The sequence below is a fragment of the Salinimicrobium sediminilitoris genome (assembly GCF_020866905.1).
Classification (GTDB): Bacteria; Bacteroidota; Bacteroidia; order Flavobacteriales; family Flavobacteriaceae; genus Salinimicrobium; species Salinimicrobium sediminilitoris.
On the sequence record NZ_JAIVCC010000002.1, the window covers coordinates 1 to 16875 of the forward strand.

Below are 16875 nucleotides of genomic sequence, written 5' to 3' on the forward strand. Positions count from 1 at the left end.
GCTGTTTAAGAAATAGTATGTGTGAGACTGTATATGAAAATCCACATGCAGAAAGAATAAATGGAACTATTAAAAACAGCTACATAAAAGGATATAATCCTAAAGATTTTAAAAGTTTGAATAGAAATTTAGATAAAGCTGTGTATATGTATAACTATGAAAAAGGCCATAGTTCCATTGATCACTTCACACCAGTAGAATTTGAACAGAGATTAAAAAAGGAATTAGTAATTTTACAATGAATAGATTAATAACCAACTTCTAAAAATGGTCAACTCTATTTAGGACTCCACAAACCTTAAACCTTAAACCTTAAACCTCGAACCGGCAACAGGCAACAGGCAACCAGCAACAGGCACCTTAAATTATTTTCCCGTCAACCATTGTTAGCTTTTTATCGGCCATATTTGCAAGTTCTTCGTTGTGGGTGACGATCACAAAGGTTTGTCCAAACTCTTTTCGAAGGTCAAAGAAAAGTTTGTGCAAATTCTCGGCAGATTCACTGTCAAGGTTACCCGAGGGTTCATCGGCAAAAATAACTCCGGGATTATTAATAAGAGAGCGTGCTACGGCCACACGTTGTTGTTCCCCGCCACTCATTTCGGCCGGTTTATGATCGGCCCTTTTTGAAAGTCCTAAAAACCCAAGTAGCTCTTTGGCTCGTTTTTCTGTTTCGACCCTGGAACGATTCCCAATAAAGGCCGGGATACAAATATTTTCCAAAGCGGTAAACTCCGGAAGCAATTGATGGAACTGAAAAATAAAACCAATATTTTCATTTCTGAATTTCGCGAGCTCCCGTGAATTTAGGGAATATACGTCGGTTCCATTCACTTTTAAGACGCTTTCTTTATTCCTATCTGGTTTTTCAAGTGTTCCCAGGATCTGTAGCAGTGTGGTTTTCCCGGCACCCGAAGCTCCCACAATAGAAATGATCTCACTTTTGAGAATATGTAGATCAACCCCCTTTAAAACATGCAGGTCATTGTAACTTTTGTGGATATTGTGGGCTTCTATCATAATTGCAATATTAACCTTAAATAGTATTTTTTATGGTATTATAATCTAAATAATAAACAATGCGCAAGGAAAGATTATGCCTTGCAGGCTGGCTAAAAAGGTTGTCCAGGCTTTCAGTATAGTTCAATTCACTTAATTTATCGATCTTAAAAATGGAATTTCTATAGAGCAGGATCAATTCGCTACCGGGAGCAAACCTCCACTGGTAACTTAAATCAAGGTTCCAGATATTGAAATTTGCATTTGGATCATTTTCTTCATTTACGTCGTAATCATAAGCAACGAGGCTTCCATTATTTAGCAGGCGGGAAAAATCATTTCTTGCAAAGTCTGCCGAAGACCAGAAATTCCTGAAGCTAAGGCTCAAGGCTTCGCGGGTGTTGAAGTTATAACTACCCTGAAGTGAATTTTCAATGCTGCGCATATCGCGGGTGCCAAAAATGACATTTTTGGGCAGCAATGTCACGAAACTTTCCCGGTCATTTTCCTCCCTGTATTCAAAGGAATATATGAGCAAAAATTTATTGCTGACTCTAAACCGCGGACTAAAGCTGAAGTTGAGTTTCCCGTGATCTGTCCCCAAATATTTGTTGTATCCCAATCGCGAATCCAAAGCAATTCTTCTTCGGTAATCTGAAGAGATCCAGACTTCAGCCGAAGTATTTTCAGGATATTCAATGAAATAATCATCCCTTCTTGGTTCGAAAAAATCTTTAAAAGGGGTACTGTAACCGGCCGAACCCCCAAAAGCAAAACGATCACGGGTCATTCCGAAGAAACTGGAACCAAAGCTCGTGGTGACAGCAACATCGGGATCATACCGCCGCTGGTGATCTCCAAAGAGGCTTATATTGAAACGGTTAAAAATTCCCTGAGGCTCAAAGATCCTGTATGAAGTTTCCCAGAGAAAATTATTGTAGTTATTGATGAAATTAAGCCCCAGATCATTGATGTCGTAAGTTTTATTGGCGAAGTCATGGGAAACCCCGTAGCGGAACTTTCCCTTGGTGCGGGAAAACCCAAGTTTGGATGCAAATCCGGTTTTATTACTATTGGGATAATTCACCCGACTCATCTTTGCTTCCCCGGAAAAATTGAAGGAACTGCTTGCGTTATAAACATCAAATAAGAAACCAGTTACGTTACCATCTCTAAAGTGACCTTCTCTTGTAACATTCGTGTTTATAAGAGAAACAGAAGACTTTTGATCAAATTGCTGGTCCAGCACAAAGATGTTGTAATTTGCCAGAGGTTCTGTTATAAGCTCTCTGCTTTCTTCCGTCAATTTGTTGTAGTACCTGGCTGTTTGTTTTTCGGTAATGGCATTAAAAAAACCTATTCCCAGGCCATTTTCTGTCCTTCCCGAGATCTTTAAAGCATTCAGGAGGTTAGTAGTTTCAGGATTATCGACAATATCTTCGTTTTCCAACCGGGCATCCTGGGCCTGGTTAAATCCTATTGGCGTATCTCCAATTCGGCGGGAATAAAAGAGGTCACCTTTTGTAAAAAGTTCGGTTCCTTCAGTAAAAAAAGCCCTGTTTTCGCCAAAGGTCTGCTCAAATGGTCCCAGGTTCAATTCAACTTCATCATAGGCAGTCTGCCCAAAATCTGGGATCAAAGTTGCATCTAGGGTAAAAGCATCATTGATTCCATACTTAAAATCCATGCCTGCGTTAAATGCAGTAGTAGTTTCATCCTTGTAATAATTAACTTCTCCCGAGACGTATGGATAAAAACTAAGGCGAACAGGTGCATCAATATCCTGTACACCCTTTAAAAGGCCGTTATAATGAGTACTTGCTCCAAGGGACTTATTGATATAGTTCCAAACATAGGTTTCATTAAGGAAGCTTATATGCCGCCCCAGTTGCATACTCCACAACTGTTCTTTGCTGTTTGGAAATCGCAAAGCAGAGTAGGGGATCTCCATTTCAACGTACCAGCCCTTTTCGTCCATAGATACTCTTGCTTCCCACACCACATTGAAGGCGAAATCTTCATTTTCCCTTTTCATTTTGGCATCGGCAAGGGTACCCGCTGCAGTTACGTAGAACCGCGTCTGGTTTTCTCCATCGTTATAGGTATTGAGATCAAAAAAGAAATAATCGGCTGTTGGTAGGTTATCGCGCTGGGCAAATTCGCGCCTGATGTTAGAAGGTTCTTCATCGTAGAGATAAGCCGCCAGGTAAATTGCCTCATCGGTATACGCGATTTTAACGTCGGTAGTATGGGTATTGCGGGAAGGGCTCCCATCTCCCGGCTCATACATGACAAAATTTGTAGCCATGGGAATATTATTCCAAATGGCATCATCAAGCACTCCGTCAATGACGGGTTTTTGATCTATTCTGGTTGCTGTATAGGTTTTCTTCTGCGGAAGTTCATTTTGCTGAGAAAACAGCGTTCCCGGGATCATTAAAAGCAAAAATAAGAGCCGAATATTAGGGAGCATTAGGTCGAATTTACGGAAGTGTTGTCCTTAAATGCAATGTTACGAAATCCTGAAATTTTATAGTTGGAAGGTTGGCGGTTTTTCCCTATTTTTTGGAAAAAGAAAAAATGGAAGAAAAAAAATTGGAAAAGGCCACTTTGGCCGGAGGGTGTTTTTGGTGTACCGAAGCTGTTTTCCAGCGAATAGAAGGAGTGAAACAAGTGAAATCGGGATTTACCGGGGGGAAGATCAAAAATCCGCCATACCGGGAAGTGGTTTCGGGAAGAACCGGTCATGCTGAAGCAATAGAGATAAAATTTGATCCCCAAACTGTCACTTTTGAAGAATTGCTGTACATGTTCTTTGCAACCCATGACCCTACAACACTTAACCGGCAGCAAAATGATGTTGGAACACAATATCGAAGTGCCATCTTTTATCATTCTGAAGCACAAAAAGAAACAGCAAAAAAAGTCATTGAAAAATTGCAGGCAGAGAAGACTTTTAAGGATCCTATAGTGACTGAAGTTTCCCCGGCACGAGAATTTTATATGGCCGAGCAGGAACATCATGATTATTACAACCAAAACCGGAATCAGCCGTATTGTAGGGTGATCATAGACCCGAAGGTTCAGAAATTAAAGCACACCTTTTCAGAAAAGGTCAAAAGTGAAGCTTGATCAAAATTGGCACTTTTCTTGTAATATAAGAGGAAAAGCAAAAAACAGATGAACTCAGATAAAAGAAAATTATTGATCAAAGGATTGGTTTACGATGCTATTGGTATGGCAAGTGGAGCAATCCCATTAGTAGGGGGTTTCTTAGATCTTTTGTGGGCACCATATGCCGCAAAGAAAATGTCTGCCATGTACCCCGGGAAAAAGGGGAAATTAGCCTCTGTTCTGGTATTCGTGGAAGAGATCCTGCCATTTAGTGATATAGTGCCAACTTTTACCCTTATGTGGCTTTATACTTTCGTGTGGCAAAAAGGAGAGGATTTCGGAGAGCTGCGCCCAATCAAAGTGAGAAGTTAAGAAGTGGAGTTTTGATAAATAAAAAGGCCGGTTGCTTTAGAGCAACCGGCCTTTTTTTGTCTTTATTTCTTTTCTAGAATTTTACTCCAACTCCCAGAGAAATATTTCTTCCCATATTAGGAATACCTTCCGGCTTGAGGCGGGAAAGGTGGGAGATGTAAGTTTTATCCAGCAAATTTGTACCCGATAACCTCAAATCTATGTTCAGCGAATTTAATGCTATTGAAGTACCAAATCCTGCATTTAAAATAGAGTAACCCGCTGTTTCGGTTTCAAACAAGCCGGTTCTATCCTGATCAAATACAGACTTTAAACTAATACTTGCATAGCCATTGGTAAAGAGGTCTCCACCAGGTAATTCCACCCAAATGGTGTTCAGGATGGATTGGGCAGGAATAAGCGGCAGGTAATTTCCGTTTTCCTGCTCTCCAATCACCAGCTCGTAATTACTTTCAAAATGCAGCCAGTCAAGAGGGTGTGGATGGATATGTAAACCTGCTTCGCCTCCGTAAAGTTTAGCGTCATTCTGCTGGTATTCAAAAACAGGATTTTCATCAAGAAATTCTCCTGTGGGATTCAGGAAAATATAATCATTGATAGAATTATAAAAAGCATTTGTATAGATCTCAAAATGTTCATTCCTGAATTCCATTGCCAGATCAAGCTGATAATTTTGCTCATTATCAAGATCCGGGTTACCAATTTCAAAACGGTTTGTACCATGGTGACTTCCATAGGAAGTTAGTTCTGCCAGGTTGGGAGCTCTAAAACCTGTGGCAACATTAAGTCTTGTAGTAAAATTCGAGGTAAGGTCGATCTTGACTCCAAGGGCACCATTATAGCTGTTAAAATCCCGCTCCAGTGCAGGCACATCGGTCTCGGTGTCATGATTTTCATAACCGTCAGCTGAAATTTTTCTGAAATCATATCTCAATCCTGCCTGGAAATCTATTTTTTCAAGATGATAATGAGTGGTGGCCAGGATTCCCGCATCGGTGGTTCGGGCATCGGGGATGAGAATTTCTTCGGCTAAATTTTTATTCGTCTGGAACATTCCCTGTACTCCCACAATGGTTTCAAATTTTCCATGAGCAGGGAAATGGTATTTCACATCATAATTAATGGTTTCCAGGTGCATTTCCAGTGCAGGCTCTCCCTCGGTGTGTCCATGCTCTTCTTCATGCTCCTCTTCATGCTCTTCCTCTCCCTCGTGCTCTTCCTCTTCATGATGCTCCTCAAATTCCTTTCGATTATTGAAAAGATAACCCAGAGTAATGTCCAGACTGGAATCGTCAAAATAAAAGGAATTCTCAATGCTCAAAATATGATTGTCTACCTGCTGGTATGGGTTCATTTTACTTTTGGATGTACTTTGAAGTCCAATTTCTTCAGGTATCCCCGAAAAGCTACTATTGAGGTTATAACGCAGGTCTCCTTTATATTTATCGTCACGGTATCCAAAACCGGCTTTTAGATCATACTCTGTGAAACGGGTATTTGTAACTCTTTTTCCTTCTCCTGTTTCGTAATCACTGTGTGTTGCAAGATTCCCACGAAATAGAAATTTAAATTTGTCACCCGAAGTTTTTACTCCCGCATTGGATTCAAAACCTTCAGTGTTGGTGTAATAAGCAGTTTCGGCATCAATAAGAGTGGAGTCTGCAGGTGCAAAACGTTCAGAATTAAGATACAGGACTCCTCCCAGGGCATCACTTCCGTAAAGAAGGGAGGCAGGACCTTTTATAACTTCAACACTTTCAATTCCCGAACTGCTCAATCCCAGCCCGTGTTCATCACCGAATTGCTGGTTCTCAAGGCGTACGCCCTGGGCATAAACCAGAACGCGATTAGAACTAAGTCCCCTAATGACAGGTTTACCTATTGCCGAACCTGTAGTAATGGTTTCTACCCCGGCAATCTGGCTAATTCCGTCGGTAAGCCGGTTTCCTCCGGTGCGATCGAGACTCTCTATCGTGATGCGTTCCACCTTCATCACATTTTCACTTTGTAGTTGATGGAAAGGGGTCGATACAATAATTTCCTCCATTTCTATAGCAGTGGGAGAAAGTTCTATTTGCAGGTCCTGGTTCCCGGGCAGATCGAATTTGTAGGTCCTGGTACCGTAGCCAAGAGAGGATATGACGAGGGAATAGGAACCAGCCGATAAATCATCAAATGAAAAGCTTCCGGAAAGATCGGTAATTGTTACTCTTTCAGGTTTTTGAAGCTGAACTGTAGCTCCAATTACCGGTTGTTCTGTGTTAGACTCTATTATTTTCCCTTCTACCGAATACTGGCTATAGGCATTGGAGACTACTAATAATAGCAGTCCAAAAAAGATATTTTTCATGGATATTTTTTAAATACGTTATAAAAACTTGAAGATATTCTTCGGAATCTTACGAAAGGGCAGGGGGTGCTCTAAGCGAAAAATGCAGTTTTTGAAACGTACTTAAATAGATGTAATCCTTTCCTACGGAAGTATTATCAATTTCGGGGGTGTAAAATACCCATGAGTGAATAGCAGGAATGGAAAAAGAATTCTGTTGAAGATGAAAAATATCACAATCCACCGACTTCTGATGGAAATGTGATTCGGCATAATGATTACAGGAGTAATGTTGATGGCCGGCAAAAACATGAGCGAGATCTACTGCCGAAGGGAAGAGGATCAATCCTGTGAACAGGACCAGCGTTATTTTTTGCCACAACTTCATATTATTTCAGGATCCTTCCAAGCCCTAGTCGGGAAAGCATATTTTTTTCAAATTGCCAGAAAAATCTGAATTGTCCAAAGATCCAGCCGTAAGTCACCAAAAGAACCTGGTAAACCGGGAAGATCATTAGAATACGTAGCGCATAATAACCCACTCCTCCCAACAGGTCTGAAGAAAAGTTCATTCGCGTCAAACCAAGAAATTCAAGGGCCGGTTTAGCCACATACAAAGATGAGGAACCGGTAAGTCCAAAGACTATGAAAATAATTAAAATTTGCCAGTTGGAAGAAATCCCCCAGCGTTGCTTCAATTTGTTCATGCGGCAAATATAATAAAGAAAATCTACAACTACATTTTGTTTAAATTATTCCGTGGCTCACAATCGGGTGGGGACAGAGAAACGTTGATCATGCTTTCGGGTGAGATAAACAAAATAGTTATAAAGCTTATAATTAACATCGTAGCCGTAATCTATGTTGGGATCGTAGTTGATTTCCATTTCATAGATGTTGGGGTCATAGCGCTGGGGATTGTGTACCCTAATATTATAATCTGTTACCAAAAACCGGTTCTTATTTTCCAGGTAGTCTTGAGAATAATAACCTTCTGGACGCGCCATGGAATTCAGAAAATATGAAAATCCGGGATCAATAATTATAATTTCGTACTCAAGGCTGTCATTGGCTATTCTTACGGTGTCATTTTCGACCACTCCTTCCCCCGCTCGCATATCACGGTCACGGGTGGAGGAGCAGCTGTAAATAAACAGGCCCAACAACAATATGTACAACAGATTTTTCATAGTATCATCCTTTAAAGAAGCTGCCCAATCCTTTGGACTTATCTTTATTACCAAAGATCTTGCCAGCTATATCATCTGCAATCTTTCCTCCTTTATCTGAATTCATAAAGGTTTCCAACATAGACTGGTCGTGGGAAGAATTGGTTCCAAGTACAGATCCAACAAGATCTGAAATTCCGCCACCGCTGTCAATGTTATCTTTTCTTTTCTGTTTCCCCAGGATTCCCATTATTACAGGGGCAGCCATTTGAAGGAGTTTACTCACCTTGGAAGCATCCATCCCAATTGCCGAACCAACGGCCGAAGCAATCTTTGATTGACTACCACCCAGAACATGACTCAGAATTCCCGATCCTTCTCCCATCAAGCCCGAAAGTCCGCCCACACCAAGCTTGTCCAGGACAGATCCATCATGCTTTTCTTTTTTAAGTTCCCGGTTCAGGTCTTCTGCACCTTCAGGAGAATCTACATTTTTTTTAATTGCACCCATGATCATAGGAAGCGCCATTCCCAATGCCGATTTTACCTTATCGGGGGATTCGTTCACCTCTTCACTGGATTTCTGAACAAATTCCTTTCCTTTTTCAGTATCTAAAAAGTCTAATATTGAAGCCATAGTTTTTCTTTTTAATTTACAAAAAATATGAGGCTCGCACTAAACTGTACGAGGGTTTTAACCAAAAAAAATGCTTCCTTTAACAGAAGCATCTTTAAAAAATGTCATTTTTGAAAAGAATTATTTCAGGACCCTGATGATCTCTTCAGCAAGCTCATAGCCAATTCTTTCCTGGGCTTCCTTCGTAGCTGCACCGATGTGCGGACTTAAAGAAACATTAGGATTCATAAGCACTTTAATAGCAGGAGAAGGTTCGTGTTCAAAGGTATCGAGACCGGCAAAGGATACTTTTCCGCTTTCAAGAGCTTCAACAAGAGCAACTTCATCCACAACTCCGCCACGTGCGGCATTGATGATACCAACCCCGTCCTTCATTTTTTGAAATTGATCCCTTCCTATTACAGGTTCCTTTTGAGCCGGCACATGCAGCGTTATAAAATCTGAATGTTCTATAAGCTGCTCAACAGGTTCGGTTTTAATTGGAATCTTGACTTCCTGGTGGTTGTAAAATTCAAGGGTGACCTCTGCTTCGCCTTCAGTCCTGTCACTGGCGATAACTTTCATTCCAATCCCTAAAGCGATCTTTGCGACTTCACGTCCTATGCGTCCAAAACCAATAATTCCAAGGGTCTTTCCTCGTAGTTCACGGCCTCCGGCGTAACTTTTCTTAAGTTCCTTAAAACGGGAGTCTCCCTCGAGAGGCATATTGCGATTGGAGTCATGAAGAAAGCGTACACCGCTATACAAGTGTGCGAAAACAAGTTCGGCTACAGAGGCCGAAGAAGCTGCAGGAGTGTTGAATACATGCACTCCCTTGCTGCGGGCGTAAGCCACATCTATATTGTCCATTCCAACGCCTGCACGACCAATGATCTTAAGATTAGGGCAGGAATTGATTAGATCCTCACGTACCTTGGTCGCACTGCGAACAATGATTCCGGTTACTTTGTTCTCATTGATATAATTAGCCAGCTGTTCCTGGGCTACTTTTGTTGTTACAACTTCAATTCCGGCGTCTTCGAGTTGTTTTTTACCGCCCGATGCAATACCGTCGTTTGCTAAAATTTTCATTTGAAAAATTTATGGTTAGGCTTTTCTTTCAAGTTCACTCATGACATCTACCAGTACCTGTACACTTTCCAGGGAAAGGGCATTGTACATGGAAGCTCGATATCCACCAACGCTGCGATGCCCATTAAGACCGTTGATCCCGGCTTCTTTCCACATAGCGTCAAAACTTTCCTTTAGATCATCATTATTTAAAGTGAAAGTGGCATTCATGTTTGAACGATCTGCCTTGTCGGCATAACCATCAAAAAGGGGATTTATATCTATCTCTGAATACAGCAGGTTAGCTTTCTTCTCATTGCGTTCCTCTCTTCCTGCAATTCCGCCGTTCTTCTTAAGCCATCTAAGGGTAAGCATAGATACATATACCGCATAAACTGCCGGGGTGTTGAACATGCTGGCCTTATTAAGATGCACACGATAGTCCATCATGGATGGTACAGATCTATCTACTTTACCAAGAATATCTTCTTTTATCACCACAAGAGTAGTTCCTGCAGGTCCCATATTCTTTTGTGCCCCCGCATAAATAAGATCAAATTTTGAAAAATCCATTTGCCGCGAAAAGATATCACTGCTCATATCGCAGATCATAGGTTTCGGCGTATTTGGGAATTCCTTCATTTGGGTTCCGTAGATCGTATTGTTACTGGTGCAATGGAAATAATCAACATCAGATGGGATAAAATATCCTTTGGGAACATACTTAAAATCTCTGTCGGCAGATGAGGCCACTTCTTTCACCTCGCCAAAAAACTTGGCTTCTTTAATGGCTTTTGTGCTCCATGTACCTGTATTAAGGTAAGCTGCTTTTGTCTTTAGCAGGTTATAAGGAGCCATTAAGAACTGCATGCTTGCACCTCCCTGCAGGAAAAGGGCTTTATAGCCTTTACCTTCCAGCCCAAGTAGCTCAAGAGCAAGGTTACGAGCCTCCTCCATAACATCTACAAAGTCTTTGCTGCGGTGGGAAATCTCAAGAATGGATAATCCTGAATTATTGAAATCTAATATTGCCTGTGATGCCTCCTCAAATACTTCCTGCGGAAGAATACAAGGTCCGGCGCTATAATTATGTTTTTTCATGTTTGTTTTTTAACAATTACAAATATGAGAAAATCAAAGGCAACTTCTTGTTATTGAAATGATAATTTAGAAGGATTTTTTAGCGAAAAACTGAAGTTTTTAAACTTTTTGGGTTAAAAAATCAAGAGTGTCAACATTATCTGCATAATCCCACAACTTAGGCTGTTGAGTTTGGCCAAAAGCAATTTCCTCTTCAAAAATGTCTTTTCCAACTATACATTGAATTTCTTCTTTTCTGCTCTCTAATTCCTTCTTTACAGCGTCAAGATCCTTGTATTGCTCATAAAATAAAGTCGCAATTGGAGAGCTAAGGGAATTATCTTCTTTAAGGATAAGGAATCCATTCTCCAGCAGTTTAAACTGGCTCATTAAATAAACTGCCTTGTTGTAATCGTAGTTGTTCGCGTACTTCGCCTGATTTATAATTGAGTTCCAACCGTATACCGCCTCAAAAAAGGCATTAAAGTCATAATCTTTGGGTACATATAATTTCGAAACATTTCTACAGCCCAAGCCATAGTATCTAAAGATATCTTCGGCCAGGGAAGAGAGCTCTTCAGGAGTTTCATCGCCGGTAAGAACAGCAACCGAATTCCGGTTCTTTCTTATGATTGAAGGCTTTCCGGCGAAATAATATTCAAAGTATCTTGAGGTATTATTACTGCCGGTGGCAATAACAGCATCGTAATTTGTCATTTTTGAAGCTCCGTCGGCAGAGTCGGGGAGGATCTCGATTTTCTCCTTCCATTCGGGAGCAATAGCCTTAAGGTAATCGGCAATGACGGGTAAAAGCAGTTTGTCATTGGAGGATTGTTTTACCAGCACCTTGTGACCACTAACCAAGACCGAAATAAAATCATGGAAACCAACCAGAGGAATATTTCCGGCCATTACTATCCCCACTGTTTTGGGTTTCACATCCTCAAATTCATATTGTGAAAGCCATTTTTGAAGATTTTCTCTGGTAAGGGCCTCGCTCCATTGTTCCATGGAAAAAAGTACATTTTCCAGAGTGAACCAGCCGTTGTGATGCACCGAAACTTCAATCTTTTCCTTCAGTAGATCAAAATAGGGATCATTATGCTCCAGGCTTTCATCTTTGTCAATTCCCGATCTTTTGAACTGTTTTAAAAACCGTCCAAGGTTCTCCAACCTTTCCATACGCTGCTCGATTGTCATCTCCTTATTTGTTTAAGAACTGATTTGGCTTTAAATTTGTGCAAATTTAGAATAAAAATAACCTATGGCAATTATAATAACCGACGAATGCATCAACTGTGGTGCCTGTGAACCAGAATGCCCTAATACAGCAATATATGAGGGTGCAGATGACTGGAGATATGCAGACGGAACAGATCTTAGTGGCGACATAGTATTGCCCAATGGAAAAGCTACGAATGCCAACGAGGCACGGGAACCGCTTAGTGATGAGATCTACTATATAGTGCCCGATAAGTGTACCGAGTGTGTTGGTTTTCACGATGAACCGCAGTGTGCAGCAGTATGCCCAGTGGATTGTTGTGTGCCCGATCCTGCCAATGAGGAAACTCAGGAACAACTTATTTCCAAGCAAAAATTTATGCATAACGATTAACCCGGCATTACAGGGTATAAAAAAAGACCTGCAAATTTTGCAGGTCTTTTTTTATACAGAAAATTGTTTCAATTACTTGATCTCAACCACTTCAAGGTCAAATACAAGATCTTTTCCTGCCAATGGGTGATTCCCATCAACAACAATTGAATTTTCTTTTACTTCTTTTACCACAAGGTTCATTTCGCGACCATCGGGGCTTTTTGAAACCAATCCCATTCCTGGCTCTGGCTTAATTTCTTCAGGTAACTGGCTCTTATCAACTTCCTGAATCAATTCTTCTCTTGGAGCACCATAAGCTTCTTCAGATGGAATTTCAACGGTTTTCTTTTCATTCACTTTCATATCAAGCAAACCTTTTTCAAATCCCGGGATAAGTTGTCCCTGTCCCATTGTGAATTCGATTGGTTCTCTTTCCAAAGAACTGTCGAAGACCTGTCCATCGGTAAGTTTTCCGGTGTAGTGAACTTTTACAGTGTCATTTTCTTTAACCTGACTCATAATAAATTTTTTATCAATTAAATATTTGGGAAATGGGAATCAAACAGAAAATAAAAAGGAAGGACCTTAACAGCGCTGAGAAATATCTCATTTCGAAAGTGCAAAGATACCATTTATAAGATGGACCACCAAAGAATGACCTCTTTAGTCTTTTATTTCCTAAAAATATTCCGCGGTAATGAAAATAATCGGGAAAAAAAGAAGTTTTACCCGTAGTTTCACATTCTCTCTTAAAGAAGGGTTAAGACTGAAGCCTATAATTGTAAAACGCTTATTTTTTTGGTATGTTGGTAATTATGTTCTCTATAAAAATTTTTTTTAAGTTCCTGGTACTGCCGCTTATCCTTATGACCACTTTGGAAAGTTGTAATGAACCTGAAGCTGAAAAGTACAATTTTGAAGAATGGCAAAAGATCTCTGTTACTGCTTCTGCATATAATTCCCTTAAGCAACAGGGGGAAGGAAATCCTCTTATCACGGCCTGGGGAGACACCCTAAAGCCCGACGTGCAGTCCATTGCCGTTTCGAGGGATCTTATAAGAAAGGGACTAAAATTTAATACTCCTGTAAAAATCGAAGGTTTTGAAGGAGTGTTTATTGTAAATGATAAAATGCACCCAAGATGGAGAAATAAAATCGACATCTATATGGGCACCGATAGAGAAAAAGCCCTAAAGTGGGGTAGAAGAAAAGTAGAAATAGCCTTTCCCGCAAAAGATGAAACGGGGAAATAAAACTGACTATTAATGGTACAGGTTTCAAAAAAGTACATCAATGAATTTGTTGAGTTTTATAAAAAACATGTAACCTGGAAAAATCCGGATTTTCCGTTTTATCTATTAATCTTCTTTGCTTTTCTGGTCTTCATCCTGGGTACCAACCTTTTTGTGGAATTGACCGAAAAAGTGCAGGGGGAAACTATTGATAACTTTGACAACAGGATAACAGACTATGTAACTTCTTTTCGAACCCCCGCTCTAAATCAATTTTTTCAATTCGTAACAGATCTGGGTGATGTTTACGCTTACTTGGTTGCAACAACGATCGCCGCCATCTTTTTCTTTTTCAAACTCAAAAACAAGAAATTCATCCTTCAACTTCTGGGAGTGGTGATCTTATCGGCTCTTGCCAATATGGCTTTAAAAGAAGCTTTTAATCGCGCCAGGCCTACTATTGAACATTTGGTTGTGGTTGAATCTCTAAGTTATCCCAGCGGGCACGCCATGAGTGCAATGGCCTATTACGGTTTCCTTATTTATTTAGTTTTTCATATTAAAATGAATAAGTGGCTCAGGTTTTTTCTTACCCTTTTATTTTCTGCACTAATTTTCTTCATTGGCTTAAGCAGGATCTATCTTGGAGTTCACTTCCCATCGGATGTTGCTGGGGGATTTGTGGCAGGATTAATATGGATCGCATTCTGTATAGTCCTTTTCAATATCATTGATCTTCTACGGCAAAGAAAAGTGCGTAGCAGAATGGAAGAGGAGGAGAATCTTGAAACAGAGTAATAATTTCTTATATTTTTGTTAGCGTGTTAAAGCTTCTTGTTCATAATTTTTATCTTTTCTGCAAATCTGGCAATGAATCTTAAGATCGTCTACAATTCTGCAGCATTCATGGTTGTGGAATTTATAGTTTTTTATATTTTCTTCCCTTTCCTGGTCAATGCATTTCTTGATGGATGGTATAAGATCATTCCCCTGGTACTTATTGCGGTTTTTTTCCTCTTCCTGTTGCTGTTAGATCCAAAATTTGACAGGAGAGTTCTTACCAGGTTTAAAAAAGACTACCTGGGAAAAAGTGTTGCCAGGATGCTCATTATAACCGTTTTACTAGTATGGTTTACTTTTTGGATTTTTCCTGAATTGTTCTTTTTATATCCTGTAGAAAATTTTAAAAGCTATGCGATAACTTTCTTCTTGTATCCCCTGGCTTCGGTTTTCCCTCAGGAGATCATTTACAGAGTTTACTATTTCCACAGGTATCATAAAATAGTGCCGGAAAAATATCTGCTGATGCTAAGCAATGCGATAGTTTTCGGTCTCACACATTTCATCTATGACAATTGGGTTGCACCAATTGCAACCTTTCTCGCCGGCTGGATTTTTATCCATAACTATTATAAGACAAGGAGTTTGCTCAACGTGAGCCTGGAACATTACTTCTATGGTTTAATCATGTTCACCATAGGTTTTGGATATTTCTTCCAATAGAAAAGATTATTAGATACCCAAATTGGAGAGGAGCCACCAAAGAATAATAAAAACGATTATAGTTCCAAAACAACCACAACCGGTTTTACCTCCAAGTTTTTTTGCTCCCCAGCCCGCCAATAGGGCTCTAATAATCTTTCTCATAGCAATTTTTCTTTCCATCAAAAATAGATGGTCCCTTGCTATGAGCCAACAGGTTTAGGATATCTTTAATTAGTTTCCATAAAAGCTTACTAAAAAAGAAAATTGCTATCTTGAAAAGAAAAACATGAAATATTTTATTCTACTCATTATTTTCTGCGGAATGACTGCGATAGGGCAGGAGCAAAATAATACTCCTGAATTGAAATTACCCGGTTTTAGCCATCCCGAATCTGTGATCTTTGACGAAAAGTACGATTATTTTTATGTCTCTAATATGGGTGGCAGGACCGAAGGAGATGGATTTATCTCAAGGATCTCCAGAAAATGGCAAGATCAGGAGCATTCCTGGATCTCCGGATTAAATGATCCTAAAGGTTTACTTGTTAAAGGAGATCGCCTGTATGTTACCGATATCAAACACCTCATTGAAATGGATTTAAATTCCGGGGAAATTCTTCAACGAATCCCGGTTGAAGGTGCAGAATCTCTTAATGACCTCGCCATGGATGAAGAAGGAAATATATTCTTTTCAGATCTTGCCCAAAGCAGCATATATAGAATGAATGAAGAGGGAGTAATTGAAGAGTGGCTTAATAGTCCTGAGCTGGAAAAACCAAACGGTCTATTTGTGACCCCAGAATATATACTTGTTGCCGCCTGGGGAGATGATCAAAATGGGAACATTCTTAAAGTTGACCGGAGCACTAGAGAAATTACGCGGATTTCAAAGGAGGGTATTGGTAATATGGATGGAATTCAGTCAAAAGGGAACGGAGAATACTATGTTTCAGACTGGGCCACTGGAAAGATCTATACTATTGATCTCGAAGGAAACCTTAAGGAAGTACTTGCTTCAGAAAAAAGTTCCGGAGACATCCTGTATCTCGAAAATGACAAAAAACTGTACCTTCCAATGAACCATCAAAATGAGTTGTGGATCTACAACATGAATTAAGAAGATTTGATCTCATTCATGAGCAAAAATGCCTGATTGAGATATTCTTTTTCCAGAAAAAGCGTGAAATAGTTGGAGGTCGAAATGATCTCATAAACCGGAATTCCTTCATAAGCCAGGAGCTTAAAAATATAAAAATAAAGTCCCACTGTTTTGGTGTTCTTCTCGGGCAGGGCAATGGTGATAGACGAAAGCTCTTCTGATATACTAACGAGCTGTTCCTCTTGAAAAATTTTCTCGATCAACGGCTGCAGACTGGTAGAGACCAGGAAATTACTTTCCTGAAAGTTGCTGGAATAGTTTAGAAAAATACCTGTTTGATCTTTGATCTCGTGTAGCAATTCTGCCTTTCGCGCAACAATATTTTGAGAATTGAGATAAGTGTATTCCGTAATTCCAGACCTCACGATCATGTCCCCCAGCTCCCGGAAATTTTTTGTTGTGAACTTACTTCTCTTGGGATGATAACGTCGTAGCGCCATAATAATGGAACCTTGTTTTACCGGTTTTCTCATCTCCTTTTCCACTTGCGGTTGCAAATCAACAGCAAGGGAACTAAAGTTTATAATATTTCGGGCCAGCGCATCATCCAAAAAAGGCTGGTGTTTTATAATGTCATGAACACACGTACTGATCGTTTTCATTGTTAAATAATATACAATTTGTTCAAAGGTATAAAAAAGATGTGATTTTT

21 protein-coding genes are annotated in these 16875 nt (G+C 40.0%); 8 read left to right on the top strand and 13 right to left on the bottom strand.

Annotated elements, in window-relative coordinates; all coding sequences use genetic code 11:
- Positions 1 to 242, top strand: a 242-nt coding sequence (locus LA313_RS01790; protein WP_228912899.1) for an integrase core domain-containing protein, incomplete at its 5' end; no start/stop codon positions are given.
- 118 nt (positions 243 to 360) lie between these two features.
- On the opposite strand, the gene LA313_RS01795 is transcribed toward LA313_RS01790, so the two are convergent.
- Both LA313_RS01795 and LA313_RS01800 read right to left on the bottom strand, forming a co-directional pair.
- Positions 361 to 1020, bottom strand: coding sequence for an ABC transporter ATP-binding protein (locus LA313_RS01795; protein WP_228912900.1), 660 nt, complete (start codon positions 1018 to 1020; stop codon positions 361 to 363).
- Positions 1021 to 1036: 16 nt separating this feature from the next.
- Positions 1037 to 3472: a DUF5916 domain-containing protein gene (locus LA313_RS01800; RefSeq protein ID WP_228912901.1), complete on the bottom strand. Its 2436-nt coding sequence runs from the start codon at positions 3470 to 3472 to the stop codon at positions 1037 to 1039.
- Positions 3473 to 3579: 107 nt separating this feature from the next.
- On the opposite strand from LA313_RS01800, the gene msrA reads away from it, so the two are divergent.
- A complete protein-coding gene (gene msrA / locus LA313_RS01805) occupies positions 3580 to 4131 on the top strand; it encodes a peptide-methionine (S)-S-oxide reductase MsrA (protein WP_228912902.1) in 552 nt (183 codons plus the stop codon).
- Between the two features lie 48 nt (positions 4132 to 4179).
- Positions 4180 to 4485, top strand: coding sequence for a hypothetical protein (locus LA313_RS01810; protein WP_228912903.1), 306 nt, complete (start codon positions 4180 to 4182; stop codon positions 4483 to 4485).
- A gap of 73 nt (positions 4486 to 4558) precedes the next feature.
- On the opposite strand, the gene LA313_RS01815 is transcribed toward LA313_RS01810, so the two are convergent.
- From LA313_RS01815 to LA313_RS01850, 8 genes are all read right to left on the bottom strand, one after another.
- Positions 4559 to 6835, bottom strand: a complete 2277-nt coding sequence (locus LA313_RS01815; RefSeq protein ID WP_228912904.1) for a TonB-dependent receptor — start codon at positions 6833 to 6835, stop codon at positions 4559 to 4561.
- Between the two features lie 49 nt (positions 6836 to 6884).
- The gene (locus LA313_RS01820; protein WP_228912905.1) at positions 6885 to 7202 is read right to left on the bottom strand and encodes a hypothetical protein; all 318 of its coding nucleotides are present in this window, start codon (positions 7200 to 7202) and stop codon (positions 6885 to 6887) included.
- Position 7203: 1 nt separating this feature from the next.
- The gene (locus LA313_RS01825) at positions 7204 to 7521 is read right to left on the bottom strand and encodes a DUF6787 family protein (RefSeq protein ID WP_228912906.1); all 318 of its coding nucleotides are present in this window, start codon (positions 7519 to 7521) and stop codon (positions 7204 to 7206) included.
- A gap of 57 nt (positions 7522 to 7578) precedes the next feature.
- Positions 7579 to 8004 (bottom strand): DUF6146 family protein, encoded by a 426-nt coding sequence (locus LA313_RS01830; RefSeq protein ID WP_228912907.1) that lies wholly within the window; start codon positions 8002 to 8004, stop codon positions 7579 to 7581.
- Between the two features lie 4 nt (positions 8005 to 8008).
- A complete protein-coding gene (locus LA313_RS01835) occupies positions 8009 to 8620 on the bottom strand; it encodes a DUF937 domain-containing protein (protein WP_228912908.1) in 612 nt (203 codons plus the stop codon).
- A 120-nt stretch (positions 8621 to 8740) separates the two neighbouring features.
- Positions 8741 to 9691 carry a D-2-hydroxyacid dehydrogenase gene (locus LA313_RS01840; protein WP_228912909.1) on the bottom strand — a complete coding sequence of 317 codons (951 nt, stop codon included), beginning with the start codon at positions 9689 to 9691 and terminating at the stop codon, positions 8741 to 8743.
- Positions 9692 to 9706: 15 nt separating this feature from the next.
- The gene (serC, locus tag LA313_RS01845; protein WP_228912910.1) at positions 9707 to 10771 is read right to left on the bottom strand and encodes a 3-phosphoserine/phosphohydroxythreonine transaminase; all 1065 of its coding nucleotides are present in this window, start codon (positions 10769 to 10771) and stop codon (positions 9707 to 9709) included.
- A gap of 99 nt (positions 10772 to 10870) precedes the next feature.
- Positions 10871 to 11950 carry an acyl-CoA reductase gene (locus tag LA313_RS01850; RefSeq protein WP_228912911.1) on the bottom strand — a complete coding sequence of 360 codons (1080 nt, stop codon included), beginning with the start codon at positions 11948 to 11950 and terminating at the stop codon, positions 10871 to 10873.
- 64 nt (positions 11951 to 12014) lie between these two features.
- Between LA313_RS01850 and LA313_RS01855 the strand changes: the two genes are divergently transcribed.
- Positions 12015 to 12365, top strand: a complete 351-nt coding sequence (locus LA313_RS01855; protein ID WP_228912912.1) for a 4Fe-4S dicluster domain-containing protein — start codon at positions 12015 to 12017, stop codon at positions 12363 to 12365.
- 72 nt (positions 12366 to 12437) lie between these two features.
- On the opposite strand, the gene LA313_RS01860 is transcribed toward LA313_RS01855, so the two are convergent.
- Positions 12438 to 12866, bottom strand: coding sequence for an FKBP-type peptidyl-prolyl cis-trans isomerase (locus LA313_RS01860; protein ID WP_228912913.1), 429 nt, complete (start codon positions 12864 to 12866; stop codon positions 12438 to 12440).
- Positions 12867 to 13162: 296 nt separating this feature from the next.
- Between LA313_RS01860 and LA313_RS01865 the strand changes: the two genes are divergently transcribed.
- The 3 genes from LA313_RS01865 to LA313_RS01875 all read left to right on the top strand — a co-directional run bounded on the left by LA313_RS01865 (position 13163) and on the right by LA313_RS01875 (position 15082).
- Positions 13163 to 13600, top strand: coding sequence for a 3D domain-containing protein (locus tag LA313_RS01865; RefSeq protein WP_228912914.1), 438 nt, complete (start codon positions 13163 to 13165; stop codon positions 13598 to 13600).
- A gap of 12 nt (positions 13601 to 13612) precedes the next feature.
- Positions 13613 to 14377, top strand: coding sequence for a phosphatase PAP2 family protein (locus LA313_RS01870; protein WP_228912915.1), 765 nt, complete (start codon positions 13613 to 13615; stop codon positions 14375 to 14377).
- A gap of 72 nt (positions 14378 to 14449) precedes the next feature.
- On the top strand, positions 14450 to 15082 hold the full coding sequence (locus LA313_RS01875; RefSeq protein WP_228912916.1) for a CPBP family glutamic-type intramembrane protease: 633 nt from the start codon (positions 14450 to 14452) through the stop codon (positions 15080 to 15082).
- 9 nt (positions 15083 to 15091) lie between these two features.
- On the opposite strand, the gene LA313_RS16340 is transcribed toward LA313_RS01875, so the two are convergent.
- Complete coding sequence (locus LA313_RS16340; RefSeq protein WP_255702456.1) at positions 15092 to 15226, bottom strand: hypothetical protein; 135 nt, start codon at positions 15224 to 15226, stop codon at positions 15092 to 15094.
- 124 nt (positions 15227 to 15350) lie between these two features.
- Between LA313_RS16340 and LA313_RS01880 the strand changes: the two genes are divergently transcribed.
- Complete coding sequence (locus LA313_RS01880) at positions 15351 to 16181, top strand: SMP-30/gluconolactonase/LRE family protein (RefSeq protein ID WP_228912917.1); 831 nt, start codon at positions 15351 to 15353, stop codon at positions 16179 to 16181.
- Here the strand turns inward: LA313_RS01880 and LA313_RS01885 are convergent.
- On the bottom strand, positions 16178 to 16825 hold the full coding sequence (locus tag LA313_RS01885; RefSeq protein WP_228912918.1) for a hypothetical protein: 648 nt from the start codon (positions 16823 to 16825) through the stop codon (positions 16178 to 16180). The genes LA313_RS01880 and LA313_RS01885 overlap by 4 nt on opposite strands.
- Between the last annotated feature and the right edge of the window lie 50 nt (positions 16826 to 16875).